This is a genomic window from Agromyces atrinae, from assembly GCF_013407835.1.
GTDB classification, from domain to species: domain Bacteria; phylum Actinomycetota; class Actinomycetes; order Actinomycetales; family Microbacteriaceae; genus Agromyces; species Agromyces atrinae.
The window spans coordinates 2,022,097-2,044,321 of record NZ_JACCBI010000001.1; the positions used below are offsets into that span (position 1 = coordinate 2,022,097).

Consider the following 22,225-nt stretch of genomic DNA (forward strand, 5'->3'; position numbering starts at 1 on the left):
CTCCAGCCTAGGCGAGGCGCCGACTGACAGACTGGGCCGATGATCGTCGATATCGCAGAGTTGCGTCGCACGGCTCACGTCGTGGCCCTCCCCCTGCTCACCCGGTTCCGTGGCATCGAGGTGCGCGAGGCTCTGCTCCTGCGCGGACCGGAGGGCTGGACCGAGTTCTCACCGTTCGTCGAGTACGACGACGAGGAAGCCGCGGCGTGGCTGGCGGCGGCGATCGACTTCGGCTGGCGGCAGACCCCTGCCCTCCACCGCGACTCGATCGCCGTGAACGCGACCGTTCCGACGATCGATCCCGATCGGGTCGCCGATCTGCTCGCGCGGTTCCCCGGCGCGCGGACGGCGAAGATCAAGGTCGCCGCCTCCGACGAGACGCTCGCCGACGACGTCGCGCGCGTGCGCGCCGTGCGCGAGGCGATGGGTGCCGACGGGCGCATCCGCATCGACGCCAACGGCGGCTGGAACGTCGACGAGGCCGAGCACGCGATCCACGCCCTCGCTCCGTTCGACCTCGAGTACGTCGAACAGCCGTGCGCGAGCATCGCCGAACTCGCCGAGATCCGCGAGCGCACGCACTACATGGACATCCCGATCGCCGCCGACGAGAGCGTGCGCCGGGTCGACGACCCCCTCGCCGTGGCGCGGGCCGGAGCCGCCGACCTGCTCGTCATCAAGGCCCAGCCGCTCGGCGGCATCCGGAACGCCCTCGCGATCGTCGCCGAGGCGGGCCTGCCCGCCGTCGTGTCGAGCGCTCTCGACACAAGCGTCGGCCTCTCGATGGGCGCATTCCTCGCCGGTGCGCTGCCCGCTCTCGACTTCGATTGCGGACTCGGTACGGCCTCGCTCCTCCGAGCGGATGTCGCGTCGAGACCGCTCGCGGTGGAGGACGGCCGTATCCGTGTCGAGCGCGTCGACGTCGACGCGGACCTCCTCGAGCGATGGGCCGCTCCGCCCGAGCGACGCGAGTGGTGGCTCGATCGTCTGACGCGCACACACGCCGCTCTCACGGAGGCGTCGGCCGGGGAGTAGCAACCCGCTCGATGGTGCCGGTCGGCGGTCGACTGGTTACGCTCGAAGTCGGTATGAGTGCTGCGACCCCGCCCCTGTCCCCCACCACCCCCTCTCCGATCCGACGCGTGATGCGTGTGCTCGTCGACGCCATCCGAGGCATGCTGATCGGCGTCGTCGAGGTCATCCCCGGTGTCAGCGGCGGCACGATCGCCCTCATCGTCGGCGTCTACGAGACCCTCATCGACGGAGCCGGCCACCTCGCCCGAGCGGCCGCGCGCCTCGTCGGCGACGGCCTGCGCGGCCGCGGACTCGGGCGAGCCGGCGAACACGTCCGGGCGGTGCGGTGGTCGGTCGTCCTGCCCGTCGGTTTCGGGATGGTGATCGCCGTCATCGCGGGCGCTCGCGTCATCGCACCACTCGTCGAGAACCACCCGATCGAGACCCGCGCGCTCTTCGCGGGCCTCATCGCGGCGTCGCTCATCGTGCCCATCCGGATGACGGGTCAGAAGTGGCGCCCCGTCGACGTCGTCATCGCCGCCGCGGCAGCCGCGCTGAGCTTCTACGCCTCAGGCCTGCCCGCTCTCACGCCGTCGGCCGAACCGCATCTGCTGCTCGTGGGAGCAGCCGCCGCCGTCGCCGTGTGCGCCCTCGTGCTCCCCGGCGTCTCGGGCTCGTACCTCCTGCTCGCGCTCGGCCTCTACGCACCCACCCTCGCTGCGGTCAACGACCGCGACCTCGCCTACCTCGGCGTTTTCGCGCTCGGCGCCATCGCAGGCCTCGGCCTCTTCGTGCCCGTGCTGCAGTGGCTGCTCGCGAACGCGCGCCGGATCTCGCTCGTGATCATGACCGGCCTTCTCGCGGGCTCGTTACGACTCGTCTGGCCGTGGCAGGGCGACGACAGCGCGTTGATGCCGCCGTCGACCGGGTGGCCCGGCGCCCTCGGCCTCTTCGTGCTCGGTGCCGCGATCGTCATCGTGCTCCTCGTCGTCGAGGCTGCACTCCTGCGCCGCGGTCTCATGTCGACGCCAGAACACGCCGACCCCGACCCCGACGCGCACCTCGACGGCACCGAGCGACCCGTTCACTGACCGAGTCGGCGCCCGAACGAGAGACGCGCGCCGTGCTCAGGATGGGGGATCCCGAGCACGGCGCGCGTCGTCGTTCGCCGGTCGTGCGGCCTACTCGGCCATGACCCGACGGCGTCGCAGGCGCGGGGCGGCGAGCACCGCACCCGCTCCGAGCAGGGCGAGTGCGAGCCAGATCGCGAGACCGAGCTGCACACCGGTCACACCGAGCGGGCCGAGCACCACCAGTGCGGCACTCGCCGAGCGCTCACTGTCGAGACCCGTGAGCCGGATGTGGTGGTCGCCCGACGCCGTGTCGTTCGGGATCGTCACGGTGACCGTGAGCGCTCCGTTCGCGTCGGCCGCCTGAGCCACGAGCAGACGCGGGGTCGACTCGAGCCAGACCTGGACGAGCTCGTTCGCACCGAAGCCGGTTCCCGACACGGTGAGCGAGTCGCCGGGGCGGACCGTTCCCGCGCTGAGCGTGACGCGTGCGTCGCCGACGCCGGGCTCACCGGGCTCTCCGGGCTCTCCAGGTTCACCGGGCTCACCGGGCTCTCCGGGCTCGCCGGGTTCGCCGGGCTCGGTCGTCTGCGTCTCGACGAAGACCGCGACGGTGCGTGCCGGAACGGTGACGGCACCGGTCTCGGTCGCCCAGGCGCTCGACTTCACGACGGCGTCGGCACCCTTCGCCTGGACGTCGGAGAGCGCGAAGTCGCGGCCGGCGAGCGCCGACACCGTCTGCGTGGTCTCCTCGGTCGAGGCGTTGAACACCACGAGCGCACCGTCGAGAGCGGGATCGACGTCGTCACCGACGAGGTCGTCGATGCTCATGACGATGACGCCGGGAGTCGCGTCGGGTCCGCTGTTCGGGAACGACACCTTCTGCTCGATGAGCTCGGCCGAGCCCAGGCGCAGCAGGTCGATCGACGAGCGCAGGCGCAGCAGGTCGAGCGCACCGGCTTCCGCCGCCGCGATGTCGGCCGCCTGCGGCTTGTTCGCGGCGTTCTCGAGCAGCGGCTTCATCGCAGCCCAGTGGTCGCCGTTGTCGGCCTTCGGCGGCAGACCCGAGCCGAACGTCGACTCCTGTCCCGTCCAGTCGATGCGGTTGAACCAGTCGCCCGAGTTGTAGCTGTTGCGATCGAGCGACTTCGAGCGCAGCAGCTCGGTTCCGGCGTGCCAGAACGACGGCGTCTGCGAGAGCGTCGCGGTCGCGAGCGACAGCGTGTTCATGCGGACCCGGTCGGCCATGGTCGTGTCGGCCGGCAGCTTGAGCACTCCGTGATCGAAGAGCGTCTCGTTGTCGTGCGCGTCGACGTAGGTGATGATCTCGTCGGGGTGCGTCGCGTAACCGGCCGCCGCACCGCGGTAGTCGATCTCCGCACCGGGGGTGACCGCGCCGTCCGACGTCGGGAGCTGGTACTCGGCGAGGTTGCCGGCGAGCCCGAGCTTCACGAGGTCGGTCTGGTGACGCAGGTCGGCGAGCGCCTGCTCGGGCGTGCCATTGATCGGCGCACCGTTCGGATCGGTCGCGAGACCGGTTCCGAAGCCCTGCTGGAACTTCGTCTCACCGGCCACCGGGCTGCCACCGTGCACCGCGTCGCGGAGACGGTCGCTGAAGGTACCGATCGACGTTCCGCCGAGGTTGCCCTGCGAGGCCTGCTCGAAGAGGGCGCCGTCGGCGACCTCACCGAAGTTCCAGCCCTCGCCGTAGAGGAAGATCGACTCTCCGTCGACACCGTCCTTCTCGAGCGTGAGCTCGTCGAGGGCCGCGCGCACCGCGAGCATGTTCGCCTTCGAGTGGTGACCCATCAGGTCGAAACGGAAGCCGTCGACCTTGTACTCGCGAGCCCACAGCACGACCGAGTCGACCATGAGCTTCTCGGCGGCCTTGTGCTCGGTCGCGACGTTCTGGCAGCACGTCGAGGTCTCGACGGTGCCGATCGCGTTCAGGCGCTGGTAGTACCCGGGCACGACCTTGTCGAGCACGGACGTCTCGGCCTGACCGGACGACGTCGTGTGGTTGTAGACCTGGTCGAGCACGACCTGCAGGCCCGTCGCGTGGAGCGCGCCGACCATCTCGCGGAACTCCTCGACTCGTGCCCCACCCTCGGGGTCGACGGCGTACGAGCCCTCGGGCGTCTGGAAGTGGTACGGGTCGTAGCCCCAGTTGTAGCCGTCCTCATCGGCGACCGCGGCGACGCAGGCCTGCTGCTCCTCCGAAGCCGGACCGAACGAGGCGAGGTCGCAATCGGGCGTCTTCTGCGCCGAGCGGTCCTCCTCGATGGTCGCGAGGTCGAACGTCGGCAGCAAGTGCACCGTGTTGATGCCCGCGGCCGCGAGTTCACGGAGCTGAGCGGTGCCCGCGCTGTCGCGCGTGAACGCCCGGTACGTGCCGCGTTCCTCGGCGGGGACGGTCTCGTCGCCGATCGAGAAGTCGCGCACGTGCAGCTCGTAGATCGAGCGGTCGACCTGCTTCTCGACGACGGGTGCGACCGTGTTCTCCCACAGCTCGGGCGCCCAGGCGGCCGAGTCGAGGTCGACCGCGATCGAGCGCGTCGAGTTGGTGGTGAGGGCGATCGAGTACGGATCGGTCACCGCGTTGGTCTCGATCTTCCCCGTCGAGTGGGCGTAGACGTCGACCTCCCAGAGGTACTGGGCGTTCTCGACGATCGCGTCGGGGGACGCGGTCCACGTTCCCGCTGCGGCATCCCATTCGGCGTCGACGCGGGTCGGCTCGCCCGAGCCGTCGGCCGGCCAGGTGAGGAGCGACGCGGTCTGCGCCGTGGGGGCCCAGAGCGTGAAGCTCGGGCTTCCCGACGCCCAGTCGATTCCGAGCGTGCGGTCGGCGAGGGCACCCGCGTAGAGGCTGTCGAGCACGCCCGGCAGCTGAACTCCCGTGAAGGCGGTCAGGGCGTCGCCCGTCGTCTGAGCGACGTGCAGCTGCTCGGTGACGAGGTCGGCGACGGCTTCACGGTCGAGGCCGGTGGGTCGCAGCACGACGTAGCCGGTCGAGAGCGCGGGGAACGTCGCGAGCTGCTCGGGCGTGAACCCGGCCGCGTCGTAGGCGAGGTCGATCGACTCACCACCCGTGACGGCGCCGTCGCTCACGGCGAGACCCGCGTCGGCCGAGTGGAACAGCTGCCACGAGGCATCCGTCGCCGCGGCGTCGCCGAGGAGCGTCGTCGGCCACGCGAGGGTCGACTCGTCGATCCACTGGGCCTGCAGGGTTCCCGTGCCGGCGAGCGGCGGGTCGGAGACCTCGATCTCGAGCACGTGCGTCGCGAGGGTGTAGCGGAAGACGACCTGCTTGCCCTCGCTCGCCGAGAAGGCGATGTTGTCGCCTCCGCGCACGCCGTTCTGGCCGTAGTTCTCGTCCCAGCTGAGACCGTGGGTGACCTTGACCTCGTAGTTGCCGGCCGCGAGCTTCTCGGTGGCGAACTCATAGACGCCGTCACCGTCGGTGTCGTGCATCGACGTGCCGAAGCACGAGGGCTTCCAGTCGGCGCTGCACCCGAGCTGCTTCTGGAAGCTGCCCGCGAGGGTCACGATCGGAGCCTGCGCCGTGTTCTGCGCGAGCTTCGTCACCGGGTCCCAGTAGAAGGTGATGGGGCCGCCCGTGTGGGTGTACGTGATGTTCTTCGCACCGCCCGTCGAGTCGCCGTTCGCGCCGTAGGCGAGGTCCCAGGTGCCGTTGATGGCGACCTTGTACTCGTACGAACCGGCGGGGATGTCGAACGTGCCGACGTAGATGCCGTCCTCGTTCTTCGTGAGCTTCGCGGCCTCGCAGGCGGGCAGCCAGTCGGCGGCGCAGCCCATCGCGACGTTGTGGTTTCCGGGCACGGAGACCATCGTGATCTCGGTCTCGGGCTCCTCGATCTCGGTCGTGGTCACGGCGAAGCCGACCGAGCCGTACGTCGATGCGGCGCTGTGGTTGCCCGCGGCATCCGTCGTCACGGCGCGGTACTCCACGAGCGCGCCCTTCGGGAGGGAGGCGGCGTCGTGGAAGACGCGCGGCTGGCCCGACTCGGCGGTGCCGAGGGGCTGCCACTCGTCGTCACCGACGACGCGGTACGAGAAGCTCGTCTCGGTCCACACATTCTCGTCGATGTCGGCCGAGACGGGCGACGCGTCCTCGAGCTTCGCGCCCGCGACCGGGGCCGTGAGCGTGATCGGCGCGGCCGCCTCCGGGGCGGTCACGGTGCCGTCGGCGCGGTAGACGACCGCTCCGAGAGCCGGCACGGTGACGGATGCCGCGGCCGAGGCGTCACTCGAGATGCCGGTGTCGCTGCCGTAGAGAGGGGCGTAGGAGGCGTCCGCCGTGAGCGTCGTGAGGTCGATCGTCTTCTCGTCGGTCGAGTTGTTGAGGGCGACGAGGTATTCGACCTTCTCATCGCGGTCGACACGCGAGAAGGCGTAGACGCCCGCGCCGTCTTCGGCGTAGCGCTGGATCTGGGCGCCCTGCGCGAGCGCGGGGTGCGCTGCGCGCAGTGCGGCGAGCTCGGCGATGTGCGTGTAGAGCGGCGCATCGGTGTCGAAGCGGTCCTCGGTGCCGATGACCTCGCCCGTGACGAGCTTCTGCTCGGCGTACTCGGTGACCTGCGTGCCGAAGAGCGTCTGACGGGAGTTCTTGTCCTTTCCGTCGCCGACACCCGCGAAGCCCTGCTCGTCGCCGTAGTAGATGACCGGCTGTCCGCGCGTGAGGTAGAGCAGTTCGTGGGCGAGCTCGTCGCGCTCGAGCGGGTTCGCCGTGTTGTTCGCGAAGTAGCCGACGCGGCCCATGTCGTGGTTGCCGAGGAAGGTCGGCAGCGCGGTCGACGAGCTCTCGGGCGTCGTGAAGTAGTCGTCGCCCGCGAAGAGCGACTGGAGGCCGCGGGCCGAGTTGCCGGTCGCGTAGCCGACGGCGCCGTCCTGGAAGGCGAAGTCGAGCACCGAGTTCATGTCGGTCTTCCGCACGTACGGCGAGAGGATCTTCTGGTCGGCACTGTAGACCTCGCCGAACATGAAGAAGTCGTCCTTGCCCTGAGCGTGGGCGTAGTCGAGGACCTCGGTGGTCCACTTCTCCCAGAACTCGAAGTTCACGTGCTTGACGGTGTCGATGCGGAAGCCGTCGATGCCGAAGTCGACCCAGTCCTGGAAGACGTCGACGAATCCGTCGACGACCGTCGGGTGCTCGGTCATGAGGTCGTCGAGACCGCTGAAGTCGCCGTAGGTCTCGGACTCACCCGACCAGATCGAATCGCCGCGGTTGTGGTACAGCGTGGTGTCGTTGAGCCAGGCCGGAACCTTGAGGTCGACATCCGCCTCCTGCACCTTCGGGGTGTAGGGGAAGCTCGTCGCCGGGTCGAGCGCCGGGAAGGTGTCGGTTCCCGCGTAGTCGGCGGGGTCGAACTCGTTGCCGTCGGCGTCCTTGTAGGGGGCGTCCTTCTTCTCGATGTACGAGTACTGGCCCTGCTCGTTCGCGATGACGTCGGCCGTGTGGTTCGTGATGATGTCGAAGTAGACCTTGATGCCCTTGGCGTGCGCCTCGTCGATGAGGGCCGAGAGCTCCTCGTTGGTGCCGAGGTGCGGGTCGATCTGCGTGAAGTCGGTGACCCAGTAGCCGTGGTAGCCCGCCGACGCGTTCTCGCCCTCGCCCTGGACGGGGCGGTTCTTGAAGCTCGGGGTCAGCCAGATCGCCGTCGTGCCGAGGCCCTGGATGTAGTCGAGTCGGTTGCGGAGGCCCGCGATGTCGCCACCGTTGTAGAAGCCCTTGTCGGTCGGGTCGTACCCGCTCTGCAGGCGGCCGCCCTCGATGCCGGCCTCGTCGTTCGACGGGTCGCCGTTGTCGAAGCGGTCGGTCATGACGAAGTAGAAGTTCTGGTCGGCGCCGGCCTGACGGACCGGGGCCTCGATGAGCGCGTCGTCCTCGGCCGTGTACTCGCCGCGGAGGTCGAGCGGCTGGAGGCCGATGCGCTTGGTCGTGTCGTCGAAGGTGACGCGCACCGTGCTCTCGCCCGCGAGAGTAAGCGGGACGTTCTCGCCCGCGAGGCCGTACGCCTCGTCCCACGTGCGGTTGACCGCGACCTTGTAGTTGAACGAGCCCGCCGGGAGCGTGACGTCGGCCGAGTACACGCCGGCGACGTCGGTCGGTGCGAGCTCAGACTCGAGGCACTCGGGTGCCCAGTCGGCTGCACAGCCGATCTCGGTCTGCAGATCGCCGACGAGGGTGAAGACCCGCTCGTCGGCTGCGGTCGCAGGTAGGGCGGAGAACGCGAGCCCGGACGCGAGCACGACGGCTCCCGTCCCGAATGCGATCAAGCGGCGGGGGATCCGCGTCATGGGTGACTCCTCGTCGGCACGGCCGTGTGTCGGGGGTGATGCACGGCCGAGACGGGCCGAACTGAAGCACGGTATCAGCGACGACGGGATGCATGCAAGCGTTTCCAGTCAACCGTTACCTCTCCGTTGTCGACGCCGAATCCTAGACGCTCGTATATTCTGGAAGCGCTTGCAAGGTACGGGATGCATGCTTTACGGTCAGGGAAGCACGAGTCATTGCCGCCTCGCGTTTCTGTTCCGGCGGTTCGGGTCGTGCACAACAACCCTCGAATGCAAAGGAGCATGGGCGATGAGCTCTGCTGATCCCGCTTCGACGACCGACGACGTCGGCCGTTCGAAGCTCACCCGATTCTTGGCGGCGGTGGGCGCGGCCCTCCTCGTCTCGTCGCTCGCGGTCTTCATCGCGCCGGCGCCCAAGGCCGAAGCGGCCGCGCCGGGCCCGAAGGACACGATCGCCGTGCTCTTCTCCTACACGTGGAACGCGATCGCCCGCGAGTGCACGAACACCCTCGGCCCGGCCGGCTACGGCTACGTGCAGACCTCGCCCCCGCAGGAGCACGTCCTCGGCCAGCAGTGGTGGACCTACTACCAGCCCGTCTCGTACAAGCTCGAGTCGCGCATGGGCACCGAGGCCCAGTTCAAGCAGATGATCGACACCTGCAACGCCGCGGGCGTCAAGGTCATCGTCGACGCCGTCATCAACCACATGTCGGGCAAGACCGACGGCGGCACCGGTTGGGCCGGCTCGTCCTTCCAGCACTACAACTACCCGGGCCTCTATTCGTCGAGCGACTTCCACTCGTGCCGCCGCGACATCGCGAGCTACCAGAACCGCCAGGAGGTGCAGGAGTGCAACCTCGTGAACCTCTCCGACCTCAACACGGGCTCCGCCTCGGTGCAGGAGAAGATCGCGGGCTACCTCAACAAGCTCGTCGACCTCGGCGCCGCCGGCTTCCGCTTCGACGCCGTCAAGCACATCTCCAAAGAGGACATGTGGGGCATCTGGAACCGCGTCAAGAACAAGGAATCGCTCTACGTCGTGCAGGAGGTCATCCGCGCGAACGAGCCCATCCAGCCCGAGGAGTACATCGGCATCGGTGACATCCACGAGTTCGCCTACGCGCGGAAGCTCAAGGAGGCCTTCGGCGGTTCGAGCATCAACTGGCTGATCGCCGGCCCCGGCATCGGCTCGACCTGGCAGGGCTTCCTCCAGAACAAGGATGCCGCCGTCTTCGTCGACAACCACGACACCGAGCGCAACCTCGAGACCCTGTCGTACCGCGACGGCGCCTCGTACGACCTCGCCCAGATCTTCACGCTGGCCTGGAACTACGGCTCGCCCTCGATCCACTCGGGCTACACCTTCGGGCACCCGTCGAATGAGACCGAGAAGGACAAGGGACCGATCACCGACGGCTCCGGCAAGGTCATCGACCCCGTGCAGGGCCAGGGCAACTGGACCTTCAAGCACGCTCAGAACAACATCAAGAACATGGTCGGCTTCCGCAACACGACCTACGGCACCGAGATCACCAACAAGTGGGACAACGGCGGCAACGCGATCGCGTTCGGCCGCGGCGCCAAGGGATACGTCGTCATCAACAACGGCAGCGGAGAAGTGAACCGCACGTTCACGACGAGCCTGCCCGACGGCGAGTACTACAACGTGTCCGAGGCCACGAAGAGCGGTTCGACCTGGAGCGGCGCCACCGTCGTCGTCTCCGGCGGCAAGTTCACGGCGACCGTGGGCGGCAAGAAGTCGCTCGCGATCCACGTCGACGCCAAGAAGGGCGGCGTCATCGTCGACCCCGACCCCGTCGACACGCAGGCACCCACCGTGCCGACGAACGTGAAGGCCACGGCCAACGGAACGTCGATCACGGTCTCGTGGACCGCATCGACCGACGACAAGAAGATCGCCGGCTACACGATCGAGCGCACCAACGGCACGACCGTGAAGCAGTTCGAGTCCACCGGAACGGGCACGTCGTTCACCGACACCGGCCTCGCCGCCAACACCGAGTACTCGTACACGGTCAAGGCGTTCGACGGCACGAACCGGTCGGGGGCGTCGAGCAAGGCGACGGCGAAGACGGGAGCCGCTCCCGTGGGCGGCTCGTCGACGATCTACTACTCGACCGAGAAGAACTGGACGAAGTACTACGCCCACTACCAGGTCGGTTCGGGCGCCTGGACGACCGTCCCCGGTAAGGAACTCACCGCAGCCTGCACCGGCTGGGTCAAGGGAGAGATCGATCTCGGCACCGCCACCACGTGGAAGGCAGCCTTCAACAACGGCTCCGGCACGTGGGACAACAACGGCAGCCGCGACTACTCGCTCGCCGCCGGCGTCCAGGCCGTCAAGGGCGGACAGATCAGCACCGTTGACCCCTGCCCCGCTCCCGAGCCCGTCACGCCCAGTGTTCCGACCGGACTCAAGGCGACCGTGACCGACACCACGATCACGGCCAGCTGGACCGCCTCGACCGGCGCGACGAAGTACACGCTCGTCTACGCCGGCCCCACCGGAACCAAGACCGTCACGACGTCCTCGACGAGTGCGACGATCACCGGCCTGACCGCCAAGACCCTGTACGGCCTCAAGGTGCGCGCCGCGAACGACGCCGGAAAGTCCTCGGACTACTCGGCCCGTGTCAACGCGACCACCACGGCATCCGCCACCCTCGAAGCACCCACAGGCCTGAAGGCCACCGTCACCGGCACCTCCATCGCCGTGACATGGAACAAGACCACCGGCGCCTCGAAGTACGTCCTCGTCTACGCTGCCCCCACCGGCACCAAGACGCTCGACGTCACCACGAACAGCGCGAACCTCACGGGGCTTGCGCCGAGCACCCTCTACGGTCTCAAGGTCCGCGCTGCGAACGCCCAGGGTGCATCTTCGCCCTACTCGGTTCGCGTCAACGCGACGACGGGCACCAACGGTGGCACCACCACCACGCCCGCCGTCCCGACCGGACTGAAGGCCACCGTCACCGGCACCACCATCGCCGCGACGTGGAACGCGTCACCCGGAGCCACGAAGTACACGCTCACCTACGCAGCCCCCAACGGCACGAAGACCGTCGATGTGACCACCACGAGTGCGAACCTCACCGGCCTGACCGCCAACACGCTCTACGGTCTCAAGGTCCGCGCCACCAACAGCGCCGGCTCCTCGGCCGACAGCGCACGTGTGAACGCCACCACGGCGGGCACCACGCCGCAGCCGACGACCACGCCGACCCCGACCCCGCAGCCGACCACCCCTCCCGGGCCCGGCACCGCGGTCGGAACCGACCACTCGGTGGCTCTGTACAAGACCAACCCCAACGGTCAGGTCGGCAAGTCGAAGACGATCACCGTCGACGGCAACCCGTCGGACTGGACGGCCGACATGCTGATCGCTCAGGGCGTCGCCAACGACGACCCGCGCATCTTCCGCGGCAGCCACGAAGGACCGGTCTACGACCCCTACTCGCTGTACGGCGCGTGGGACGCGGAGAACCTCTACCTCATGTGGCAGTTCACCAACGTCACCGATGTGGTCGACCCCGCACAGGGCTACCCGATCAGCGACAACGGAAAGCCGGCCAACGGCGACATCCCCCAGGCTCTCGCCTTCGACGTCAACAGCCGCGGTGGCGACGGACTCGAAGACGGAGAGGAGAAGGGCATCTGGGGCATGCGCTACAAGTTCGACAACAAGGAGGTCGATCACCTCGCCCTCTTCTCGAGCAAGCCCGGCGTGGGCCAGCCCGCGCTGTTCTCGCTCAACGCCAACGATGCCTTCGACTACGAGCCGGCGAACGTCGCCGCGTTCAAGGCCTCGGGAATCAGCTTCGCCTACGGCGACGGCTTCTTCCCGACCACCCTCATGGGCATCAAGAAGAACGGCTACGAGGGCTACACGCCCGCCGACCTCACGGACGCGAGCAAGTTCACCGACCTCCTGAAGGCCGGGCACTCGACGAAGCAGGACACGATCTACGAGATCAAGATCCCGCTCGCGAAGCTCGGAACGACGAAGGCGCAGCTCGAGGCCAACGGTCTCGGCGTCATGCTCATCACGACGTTCGGACAGTCGGCCATCGGTTCGCTCCCGTACGACCCGGCGACGCTCGACAACGCGACGAAGCCGTACTCGGCTGACGAGTCGACGTCGGCCGAGAAGGAGGACTGGGACGGCTTCACGGCGAAGTTCGCACGCGTCGGCAAGTAACACATCCACCGCATGATCCGAGGGGTGGTGGGCTTCTGCCCACCACCCCTCACCCACCACCACTCACTCGAATGCAAAGGAGCATGGGCGATGAGCTCTGCTGATCCCGATCCGACGACCGGCACCGCCGGCCGGTCGAGATTCACCCGATTCGTGGCGGGACTGGGCGCCGCCCTTCTCGTCTCGTCACTCGCCGTCGCACTGTCGCCCGCTGTCGAAGCCGAGGCCGCTACGTCGAACACCTCCACGATCTTCTACTCGACCGAGAAGAACTGGTCGAAGTACAACGTGCACTATCAAGTCGGTTCGGGCGCCTGGACGACCGTGCCCGGTAAGGAACTCACCGCAGCCTGCACCGGCTGGGTCAAGGGAGAGATCGATCTCGGCACCGCCACCACGTGGAAGGCAGCTTTCAACAACGGCTCCGGCACGTGGGACAACAACGGCAGCCGCGACTACTCGCTCGCCGCCGGCATCCAGGCCGTCAAGGGCGGACAGATCAGCACCGTCGACCCCTGCCCCACCCCCGCTCCTGCGGTGCCGACAGGCCTGAAAGCCACCGTTACGAGCTCGTCGATCACCGCGACGTGGTCGAAGGCCGAAGGCGCGACGAAGTACACGCTCGTCTACGCCGGCCCCACCGGAACCAAGACCGTCACGACGTCCTCGACCAGTGCCACGATCTCGGGCCTCACCGCGAGCACCCTCTATGGCCTCAAGGTGCGCGCTTCGAACGACGCGGGCAAGTCGTCCGGCTACTCCCCGCGTATCAACGCCACGACATCATCGACCGGCAGTACGACGGCTCCGCCCGTGCCGACGGGCCTGAAGGCGACCGTCACCGGAACGACGATCGCCGCGAGCTGGAACGCCTCGGCCGGTGCGACGAAGTACACGTTGACCTACGCCGCACCCACGGGCACGAAGACCATCAGTTCCACGAAGACGTCAGTGACCCTGACCGGGTTGGCAGCGAACACTCTCTATGGCCTCAAGGTGCGCGCCGAGACAGCATCCGCTCAGTCCGCATACGGTCCTCGCGTGAACGCCACGACCGGCGGCGGCACGACGACCCCGACCGCTCCGGCCGTTCCGACCGAGCTGAAGGCCGTGCCCGACATCACGAGCATCGCCGTGACGTGGAAGGCCAGCGCGAACGCGACGAAGTACACCGTCTCGTACACGACCGGCAGCACGACCAAGACGCTCGAGTCGACCACCGCCTCGGCGACGATCTCGGGCCTCACGGCGAGCACCGCCTACGCGATCAAGGTCTCGGCGACGGGCACCGGCGGAACTTCCGCCTACACGAGCCCCGTGTCGACGACGACGCTCCCGAAGGAAGAAGAACCGGTCACGACGACGGGCTCACCGCTCGGCGGCGACCCGCGTGAAGACTCGATCTACTTCATCATGACGGCGCGCTGGAACGACGGCGACTCCTCCAACAACCGGGGCGGCAGCCAGCACATCACGTCGGGCAACGCCGCGAACAACGACCCCGCTTTCCGAGGCGACTTCAAGGGAGTCATCGACAAGCTTGACTACATCAAGGGCCTCGGGTTCTCGGCGGTCTGGATCACTCCGGTCGTGCTCAACCGCAGCGACTACGACTTCCACGGCTACCACGGCTGGGACTTCTTCCGGGTCGACCCCCGCCTCGAGTCGCAGGGAGCGACGTACCAGGAGCTCATCGATGCCGCCCACTCCAAGGGCATCAAGATCTACCAGGATGTCGTCTACAACCACTCGTCGCGCTGGGGCGCGAAGGGCCTGTTCACTCCGACGGTCTACGGCACGCGCGACGCGCAGTGGGACTGGATGTACTCGGAGAAGGTCGCCGGCAAGCAGTACAACCCGCTCGAAGAGAACGAGCTCGGCCGCGCCTACAACGGCGACGTCTGGTCGAGCACGCAGCCGGCAGGCCAGGACTGCAAGAACTTCGGAACCCCGACGGGCGGATTCTCGCCCGAGGGCTACAAGCTCTACAACTGCCAGTGGCCGAACGGCAAGCGCGAGGTCGAAGAGCTCGGCCTGTGGCCCGCGAAGTACTACCACCAGTGCTACAACAAGGGCTGGGAGGACATCACCGCCATCAACTGCTGGATCCACGACGACCTCGCGGACTTCAACACCGAGAGCAAGGATGTCCAGAAGTACCTCATCGACGCCTACAACCGTTACATCGACATGGGCGTCGACGGCTTCCGCATCGACACGGCCGTGCACATCCCCCGCGTGACCTGGAACCGTGTGTTCCTTCCCGCGATCCAGGAGCACGCTGTCGCCACCCACGGCGAGAAGGGCAAGGACTTCTACGTCTTCGGCGAGGTCGCCCAGTTCGTGCACGACAAGTGGAACCGCGGTTCGGTCGCCCACTCGGCACCGTTCTACACGTGGAAGGAACGCAAGGAGTACAGCCTCGACGACGTCGTCGCCGCGGCCGAGGCCTACACGTACGAGAACAACACGATGGGTACCGCCAACCAGCCGACGAGCGACAATGCCCGCCTGCGCGGCAACACCTATCACGCACCCGACCACTCGAAGTTCTCGGGCATGAACATCATCGACATGCGCATGCACATGAACTTCTCCGAGGCGGGCAACGCCTTCGGAGCGGGTATGGACTCGGACGACATCACGAACGATGCGACGTTCAACACCGTCTACGTCGACAGCCACGACTACGGCCCCAACAAGTCGTCGGAGCGGTTCGCCGGCGGCACGGACGCGTGGGCGGAGAACATGAGCCTCATGTGGACCTTCCGCGGCATCCCGACGCTCTTCTACGGCTCGGAGATCGAGTTCCAGAAGGGCGTGAAGATCGACTGCGGCGCCTCGTGCCCGCTGGCGACGACCGGTCGTGCGTACTTCGGCGACCAGATCCAGGGCACCGTCGTCGCGAGCGACTTCGGCAAGGTCCAGTCGGCGACGGGTGCCGTCGCGGCGACCTTCGAGAAGCCTCTCGTCAAGCACCTCCAGACGCTCAACCAGATCCGTCGCGCGGTACCGGCCCTCCAGAAGGGTCAGTACTCGACGGAGGGCGTCTCGGGCGGTATGGCGTTCAAGAAGCGCTTCACGGAGGGGTCGGTCGACAGCTTCGTGCTCGTCACCATCTCGGGGTCTGCATCCTTCAGCGGCATCCCGAACGGCACGTACACCGACGCGGTGACCGGAGATGTGAAGACCGTCACGAACGGATCGCTCTCGATCAGCGCGAACGGCAAGGGCAACATGCGCGCCTACGTGCTCTCGCTGCCGGGTAACCCGGCACCGGGCAAGGTCGGCAACGGCAGCCCGTACCTCAAGTAGGAGGCGGGTAGACGGAAGGGCCGGGGAGCGATCCCCGGCCCTTCTCGCGTCTCCCGCGCGCCCGGCCGCCCCGGCACCCCGGCACGTCCGCGGTTTGTGACCTCGGGATGTCGGTATGCGCGCGCTATAACGGCATCACGCAGTCACAAACTGCGAGGTGTGAGGGGTGAAGGGTGAGGCGAATCCTAGAGACCCGAGTAGGCGTGCAGGCCCTTGAAGAAGAGGTTGACGACCGTGAAGTTGAAGAGCACGGCCGAGAAGCCGATGATCGCGAGCCAGGCGGAACGCGAACCGCGCCACCCGCGCGTCGCACGAGCGTGGATGTAGCCGGCGTAGACGACCCAGATGACGAAGGTCCACACCTCTTTGGTGTCCCAGCCCCAGTAGCGGCCCCACGCGCGCTCGGCCCAGATGGCGCCGGCCATGAGCGTGAAGGTCCAGAGGATGAAGCCGACGATGTTGACGCGGTAGGCGAGGCTCTCGAGCTGCTCCGAGGTCGGCAGCGTCGCGAGGAAGCGCAGCTTCGTGGCCTTCGCCTGCGCGATGAGGCTCTCGCGGCGGAACTGCAGCAGCTGCACGATCGAGAGCGCGAAGCCGAGGGCGAAGAAGCCTGTGCCCGCGGTCGCGACGAAGACGTGGATGATGAGCCACACCGACTGCAGCGCCGGCGGGAGGGGGATGACGCTGACGTAGAAGTTCGTCGTCGCGACGCCGAGGAAGACGAGTACGAGACCCGAGATGAACGTTCCGAGGAAGCGCAGGTCGGTCTTCTTCGAGACGGTGATCACGACGAGGTAGACGGTCGTGATGACGAGCGTTCCGGTGAGGGCGAACTCGTACATGTTGGCCCACGGCACACGACCGGCGGCGAGACCGCGGAGGATCGTCGCCGTCAGGTGCAGCGCCCACGCGAGGACCGTCAGCGCGACGCCGACGCGGAGTGCGGCCGAGGTCGTGTACGGGCGGTTCGAGATGGATGTCGGCGCCTCGGCCTCGGTCACGACAGCGGCGCCACGGCCCGCGATCGCACGAGCGGCGGCACGCTGTTCGGCCTCGGCCGGCACGGCTCCCGCCGCACCGCCGACGGCGGAGCGCTTGGCGAGGTCGATCGAGTAGGCGATGAAGGCGAGCGCATAGAGCGCCATCGCCGAGTACACGCTGAGGATCGAGAATCCGCCGAGATCGAATGTCACAGATCAACCTTACGCTCGAGGCTCGCGGAGTGCTTGTCCGCGAGCGAAGTGACGGCGTCGACGAGTGTCGGGTCGTCGCCGCGGGCGAGGCCCGCGTACTCGAGGCGGAGCGATCCGTCGGCCTCGTCGAAGGCCTTCACCCAGAGCCGGCGTCGCGGGACGAAGAGCGACGTCGCGAGCCCGCCGATGCAGAGGATCGCGAAGGCGAGCACCCAGCCCTGAGTCGGGTCATGGTGGATGTCGAGAGAGGCGAAGCGCGAGACGCTGCCCTCGTAGTCGCTGTCGACGGCCGCGTCGCCGCGGGCGTCCTCGAAGGTGATCGTGCCGAGTCCGTTCGGCAGGTCGGCGGTCTCGCCCGGCTGCAGCTCGATCGAGTCGACGCCGGTTCCGCGGCCGCTCAACTGCTCGAGGCTGTCGGTGTCAAGCGTGTAGACCGACTTCGGCTCACCGCCGTCGATGCCGAGATCGCCCTGGTAGACGTTGATCGTGAGCATCGGGTAGAGCAGGTCGGGGAACGACGAGAAGTACGCGCCCGACGTGCCCTCGGCTTGCGTCGGGTAGAAGAGGCCGACCATGCCCACCTGCTCGGCGAGGCCGTCCGGAACCTTGATGATGCCGATGGAGTAGAGGTTCGCGTCCTGCGGCAGGAACGGGATCGAGTCGGAATAGACGACCTCTCCCTCGGGGTTCCGGACGGTCACGGTCGGCGCGTAGCCGTTGCCGAGGAGGAAGATGTCGGTGCCGTGGGCGCGGAGCGGGTCGTTGACCTTGACGCGGCCCTGCTCGGCGTCTTCGCCCTGGGCCTCGATGACGACGTTCGCCGTGAAGTCGATCGGCTGGCCGTAGGCGTCGGCGTTCATGAGCTCGTACTCGACGTCGAGCTTCTCAAGTTCGAGGCGGTACGGGTCGAGCTCGGAGTCCTGGAAGAAGCGGCCCGGGTTGAACGAGTCGTAGGCCGAGAGCGTGTTGACGAACGACTGGCCCTCGACGACGACGCGCTGCCCGGCGAAGCCGAAGCCGCCGCCGATGCCGACGGTCACGAGGATGCCGAGGAGGGCGATGTGGAAGACGAGGTTGCCGGTCTCACGCAGGTAGCCGCGCTCGGCCGAGACCGAGGCGCCGCGCACGACGGGGTACGGCTCGACGCGGTAGCCGAGCCCGCGGAGCGCCGTCGTCGCCGAGGCGACGGCATCGTCGGCGGTGACGCCCCTCGCGTCATCCGCCGACACCACACGTTCGGTGTACCCGGCGAGCCGCCCGAGGCGGGCGGGCGTCTTTGGAGGCCGCGCGCGCAGGGCGTCGTAGTGGTGCTTGGTTCGCGGGATGACGCAGCCGATGAGCGACACGAAGAGCAGAAGGTAGATGCTCGAGAACCAGACCGACGAGTAGACGTCGAACATCTGGATGCTGTCGAGGAACGGCGCGAGATCGGGGTTGTTGTCGAAGTACTGCACGACGCCGTTGGGGTCGCTCGAGCGCTGCGGCACGAGCGAGCCGGGCACGGCCGCGATCGCGAGCAGCAGCAGCAGGAAGAGCGCCGTGCGCATGCTCGTGAGCTGGCGCCAGATGAATCGGAGGGTGCCGACGAAGCCGAGCTTCGGCTGCGTGATGGAGGATTCGGACGGCCGTGCATCGGGCGTGCCGTCGACGTGGTCGGACGGCCGCAGCGGGTCGTGATCAGAGGATCGTGCCAAAACCGATCATCACCCCCTGGAGTTCGCTCATCCATGCCGTCCACAGTCCACTCACCATGATGACTCCGATTGCGACGAGGAGCGCGCCGCCGATGATGTTGATGACGCGGATGTGACGGCGCAGCCACGCGAGCGATCCCGTGACCCAGCCGAAGCCGAGGGCGACGAGCAGGAACGGGATGCCGAGACCGATGCAGTACACGAGGCCGAGGAGCGCGCCGCGCCACACCGACTGCGAGTTGAGGCTGAGCGAGAGCACGGCCGTGAGGGCGGGACCGATGCACGGGGTCCAGCCGATGCCGAACACGATGCCGAGGAGGGGTGCACCGCCGAGCCCGGTCGCGGGGCGCCACGCCGGCTTGAAGGAGCGCTGCATGAACGTGAACTGCCCGATGAAGACGAAGCCCATGATGATGAGCACGACGCCGAGCACGCGCGTGATCGGACCCTGGTAGGCCGAGAGCCACGAGCCCGCTCCCCCGGCGAGGGTCGCGTAGACGAGGAAGACCGCGGTGAAGCCGGCGATGAAGAGGGAGACGCCGAGAAGGAGGCGGCGACGGTTGCGTCGTTCGATCGCGGGGTCGTCGGATGCCTCGGCGAACCCTCCGACGTAGCCGAGGTAACCCGGCACGAGCGGGAGGACGCAGGGTGAGAGGAAGGACAGGAGTCCCGCGAGGAGCGCGAGAGGGAGGGCGAAGAGGAGTTGACCGCTGTAGAGGACTTCACCGACGCCCACGTCACTCGGCCTCGACGAGCAGGTCGCCCACGATCGTCTCGACGATCTTCGGATCGCGCAGCTGACCGAGGATGCGCGCGGCGATGCGGCCCTCGCGGTCGAGCACGATCGTCGTCGGCACGGCGTTCGGCGGCACCTCGCCGGCGAACGCGAGCTGCACGGTGCCGTCGTTGATGTCGAGCACGGAGGGGTAGGTCACGCCGTACTGCTTCTCGAACGACGCGGCTGTCGCGGCCTGGTTACGGACGTTGACGCCGAGCAGGTGGGCCTCTTCGCCCTCGAAAGTCTCGTTGAGCTGCTGCAGATCGCCCGCCTCGGCGCGGCACGGGGCGCACTCGGCGTACCAGAAGTTCACGACGAGCACCTCGCCCGCGTAGTCGGCCGAGCTGATCGCCGAGCCGTCGATCGCGGTGCCCTCGAACTCGACGGGTTCGCCCCGGTCGTCGGCCGCGACCTCGGTGAGCGAACCGTCGCCCGAGATGTAGCCCTTGCCGCTGCCCGAGCGGTAGTCGTCGGCGAGGGGATCGCTCGTGCACCCGACGAGGAGGAGGGCGGCCGCGGCGAGCACGGCGGCGGTACGCAGGCGGACGGAGGTCATCACACGGCTCCCAGATCGGTCGCCTGGGCGCCGAGACGCGCGGCGGGGTCGGCGTAGCCCACTTCGTGGAGGCGGCCGTTCTGCAGTTCGAAGCTCGTGATGCTCGAGAGCGCACACCGGCGCTGGCGCGGATCGTGGGCGAGACGGGCTCCGACGATCGAGCGGTGCGCCATCCAGATCGGGAGCTGGTGGCTCACGAAGACGAGATCGCCGTCCGAGTCGGAAGCGCTCGCGGCATCCGTCATCGCAGCGATCATGCGGCGAGCGATCGAGGTGAAGGGCTCGCCCCAGCTGGGGCGCCACGGGTTCACGAGCAGGGGCCAGTTGGCGGGGTTGCGGAGCGCGCCGCCCGCACCGCGGAGGCGCGACCCCTCGAAGCGGTTGGTCGGTTCAATGAGGCGCTCGTCGATGACGGGCTCGAGGTCGAACGCCCGAGAGATCGGCTCGGCCGACTGCCGCGTGCGCTCGAGGGGCGACGAGTAGAGGGCGGCGACGGTGCGTCCGCGCGCGACGAGATCGTCCGCGGCGGCGGCGGCCATCTCGCGGCCGAGGTCGGAGAGGCCGAATCCAGGCAGGCGGCCGTAGAGCACGCGCTGAGGATTGAAGACCTCGCCGTGGCGCACGAGGTGGAGCTGGGCCGACACGATCTCCAGTCTACGGAGGCCCTCCCTCCGAGTTCGCCGAGGATGCGCCGGTAGGATGTTCTCCCGTGACCTCTCGCGTACTCGTCAAGAACCTCGCCGCCCTTCCCGACGGCCCCGTCAGCGTCTCCGGCTGGGTCGAGACCGTGCGTGATCAGAAGAAGGTGCAGTTCGTCATCCTCCGCGATGAATCGGGCGCCGTTCAGCTCGTGAACCCGGCCCTCCGCGAACTCGGCGAGGAGTCCGCCGAGGGCGACGCCGCACGTCTCGAGACGACCGAGGCCATCTCGGCGCTCGCGCACGGCTCGTTCATCACTGTGACGGGCGAACTCAAGCACGACGAGCGCGTGAAGCTCGGCGGCATCGAGATCAAGATCGCCGGCCTCGACGTCGTCGCCGCCGCGAACCCCGAGACCCCCATCGCGGCCGACTCGAGCCCCGACAAGCGCATGGACTGGCGCTTCCTCGACCTCCGCCAGCCGAAGCAGAGCCTCGTCTTCCGCATCCAGACGACCTTCCTGCACGCGCTCCGCTCCTACTGGGTCGACAACGACTTCATCGAGATCCAGACGCCGAAGCTCATGGCGAGCGCCTCCGAGTCGCGCGCCGAACTCTTCGAGGTCGACTACTTCGAGGGCAAGGCGTACCTCGCCCAGAGCCCCCAGTTCTTCAAGCAGATGGCCCAGCCTGCGGGCTTCGGCAAGGTCTTCGAGGTCGGCCCCGCATTCCGCGCCGACCCCTCGTTCACGTCGCGCCACGCGACCGAGTTCACCTCGGTCGACACCGAGATCAGCTGGGTCGACTCGCACGAAGATGTCATGAAGCTGCACGAGGAGCTCCTCGTCGCCGGGTTCACCGCCGTCAAGGAGAAGCACGGCGACGAGATCCGCGAGCACTTCGGCGTCGAGGTCACCGTGCCGACGACCCCGTTCCCGCGCATCCCCCTCGCCGAGGCGAAGGAGATCGTCGCGAGCCGCGGCTACGTCGTGCCCCGCGCCGACGCCGACATGGACCCCGAGGGCGAGCGCCAGATCGCCGCCTACGTCGCCGAGGAGTTCGGCCACGAGTTCGTGTTCCTCACCGACTACGCGTCGAGCATCCGCCCGTTCTACCACAAGCGTCATGACGCCGATGCGGGCCTCACGAACTCGTACGACCTCCTTTTCAACGGCGTCGAGATCTCGACGGGCGCCCAGCGCGAGCACCGCGTCGAGGTGCTCGAGGAGCAGGCTCGCGAGAAGGGCATGGACCCGGAGGAGCTCGGCTTCTACCTCGACTTCTTCCGATACGGCGTGCCCCCGCACGGCGGCTTCGGCATGGGCCTCGCGCGCGTGCTCATGCTGCTGCTGCACGAGTCGTCGATCCGCGAGGTGACCTACCTCTTCCGCGGCCCGACGCGCCTGCTGCCCTGATCTCGCGCCGCG

General features: G+C 67.9%; 11 protein-coding genes. 5 read left to right on the plus strand and 6 right to left on the minus strand.

Annotated features, from left to right (window positions below; all coding sequences use genetic code 11):
- Positions 1–39 precede the first annotated feature (39 nt).
- Positions 40–1,035: an o-succinylbenzoate synthase gene (locus BJ972_RS09515; RefSeq protein WP_129173512.1), complete on the plus strand. Its 996-nt coding sequence runs from the start codon at positions 40–42 to the stop codon at positions 1,033–1,035.
- Positions 1,036–1,145: 110 nt separating this feature from the next.
- Positions 1,146–2,105 carry a DUF368 domain-containing protein gene (locus tag BJ972_RS09520; protein ID WP_241830770.1) on the plus strand — a complete coding sequence of 320 codons (960 nt, stop codon included), beginning with the start codon at positions 1,146–1,148 and terminating at the stop codon, positions 2,103–2,105.
- A gap of 90 nt (positions 2,106–2,195) precedes the next feature.
- Here BJ972_RS09520 and pulA read toward each other — a convergent pair whose 3' ends face one another.
- Positions 2,196–8,402 (minus strand): pullulanase-type alpha-1,6-glucosidase, encoded by a 6,207-nt coding sequence (gene pulA / locus BJ972_RS09525; RefSeq protein WP_129173508.1) that lies wholly within the window; start codon positions 8,400–8,402, stop codon positions 2,196–2,198.
- 289 nt (positions 8,403–8,691) lie between these two features.
- Here pulA and BJ972_RS09530 point away from each other — a divergent pair, with 289 nt between their 5' ends.
- Both BJ972_RS09530 and BJ972_RS09535 read left to right on the plus strand, forming a co-directional pair.
- Positions 8,692–12,624, plus strand: a complete 3,933-nt coding sequence (locus tag BJ972_RS09530) for a fibronectin type III domain-containing protein (RefSeq protein ID WP_129173506.1) — start codon at positions 8,692–8,694, stop codon at positions 12,622–12,624.
- 90 nt (positions 12,625–12,714) lie between these two features.
- The gene (locus BJ972_RS09535) at positions 12,715–15,939 is read left to right on the plus strand and encodes an alpha-amylase family glycosyl hydrolase (protein WP_129173504.1); all 3,225 of its coding nucleotides are present in this window, start codon (positions 12,715–12,717) and stop codon (positions 15,937–15,939) included.
- Positions 15,940–16,124: 185 nt separating this feature from the next.
- On the opposite strand, the gene ccsB is transcribed toward BJ972_RS09535, so the two are convergent.
- The 5 genes from ccsB to BJ972_RS09560 are packed head-to-tail and all read right to left on the minus strand — an operon-like array spanning position 16,125 to position 20,807.
- The gene (gene ccsB, locus BJ972_RS09540; RefSeq protein WP_373366817.1) at positions 16,125–17,132 is read right to left on the minus strand and encodes a c-type cytochrome biogenesis protein CcsB; all 1,008 of its coding nucleotides are present in this window, start codon (positions 17,130–17,132) and stop codon (positions 16,125–16,127) included.
- The gene (resB, locus tag BJ972_RS09545) at positions 17,129–18,826 is read right to left on the minus strand and encodes a cytochrome c biogenesis protein ResB (protein WP_241830754.1); all 1,698 of its coding nucleotides are present in this window, start codon (positions 18,824–18,826) and stop codon (positions 17,129–17,131) included. The genes ccsB and resB overlap by 4 nt, the downstream gene beginning before the upstream one ends.
- On the minus strand, positions 18,810–19,562 hold the full coding sequence (locus tag BJ972_RS09550; protein WP_129173502.1) for a cytochrome c biogenesis CcdA family protein: 753 nt from the start codon (positions 19,560–19,562) through the stop codon (positions 18,810–18,812). The genes resB and BJ972_RS09550 overlap by 17 nt, the downstream gene beginning before the upstream one ends.
- A 1-nt stretch (position 19,563) precedes the next feature.
- Complete coding sequence (locus BJ972_RS09555; protein WP_129173500.1) at positions 19,564–20,160, minus strand: TlpA family protein disulfide reductase; 597 nt, start codon at positions 20,158–20,160, stop codon at positions 19,564–19,566.
- Positions 20,160–20,807 carry a histidine phosphatase family protein gene (locus BJ972_RS09560; RefSeq protein WP_129173498.1) on the minus strand — a complete coding sequence of 216 codons (648 nt, stop codon included), beginning with the start codon at positions 20,805–20,807 and terminating at the stop codon, positions 20,160–20,162. The genes BJ972_RS09555 and BJ972_RS09560 overlap by 1 nt, the downstream gene beginning before the upstream one ends.
- A gap of 62 nt (positions 20,808–20,869) precedes the next feature.
- Between BJ972_RS09560 and aspS the strand changes: the two genes are divergently transcribed.
- Positions 20,870–22,213: an aspartate--tRNA(Asn) ligase gene (gene aspS / locus BJ972_RS09565; protein ID WP_129173496.1), complete on the plus strand. Its 1,344-nt coding sequence runs from the start codon at positions 20,870–20,872 to the stop codon at positions 22,211–22,213.
- The last annotated feature ends 12 nt before the right edge of the window (positions 22,214–22,225 follow it).

Coding starts and splice junctions, on each gene's coding strand:
- pulA (WP_129173508.1), bottom strand. CDS start 8,402: ATGACGCGGATCCCCCGCCGCTTGATCGCATTCGGGACGGGAGCCGTC.
- BJ972_RS09515 (WP_129173512.1), top strand. CDS start 40: ATGATCGTCGATATCGCAGAGTTGCGTCGCACGGCTCACGTCGTGGCC.
- BJ972_RS09555 (WP_129173500.1), bottom strand. CDS start 20,160: ATGACCTCCGTCCGCCTGCGTACCGCCGCCGTGCTCGCCGCGGCCGCC.
- BJ972_RS09520 (WP_241830770.1), top strand. CDS start 1,146: ATGCGTGTGCTCGTCGACGCCATCCGAGGCATGCTGATCGGCGTCGTC.
- BJ972_RS09535 (WP_129173504.1), top strand. CDS start 12,715: ATGAGCTCTGCTGATCCCGATCCGACGACCGGCACCGCCGGCCGGTCG.
- BJ972_RS09530 (WP_129173506.1), top strand. CDS start 8,692: ATGAGCTCTGCTGATCCCGCTTCGACGACCGACGACGTCGGCCGTTCG.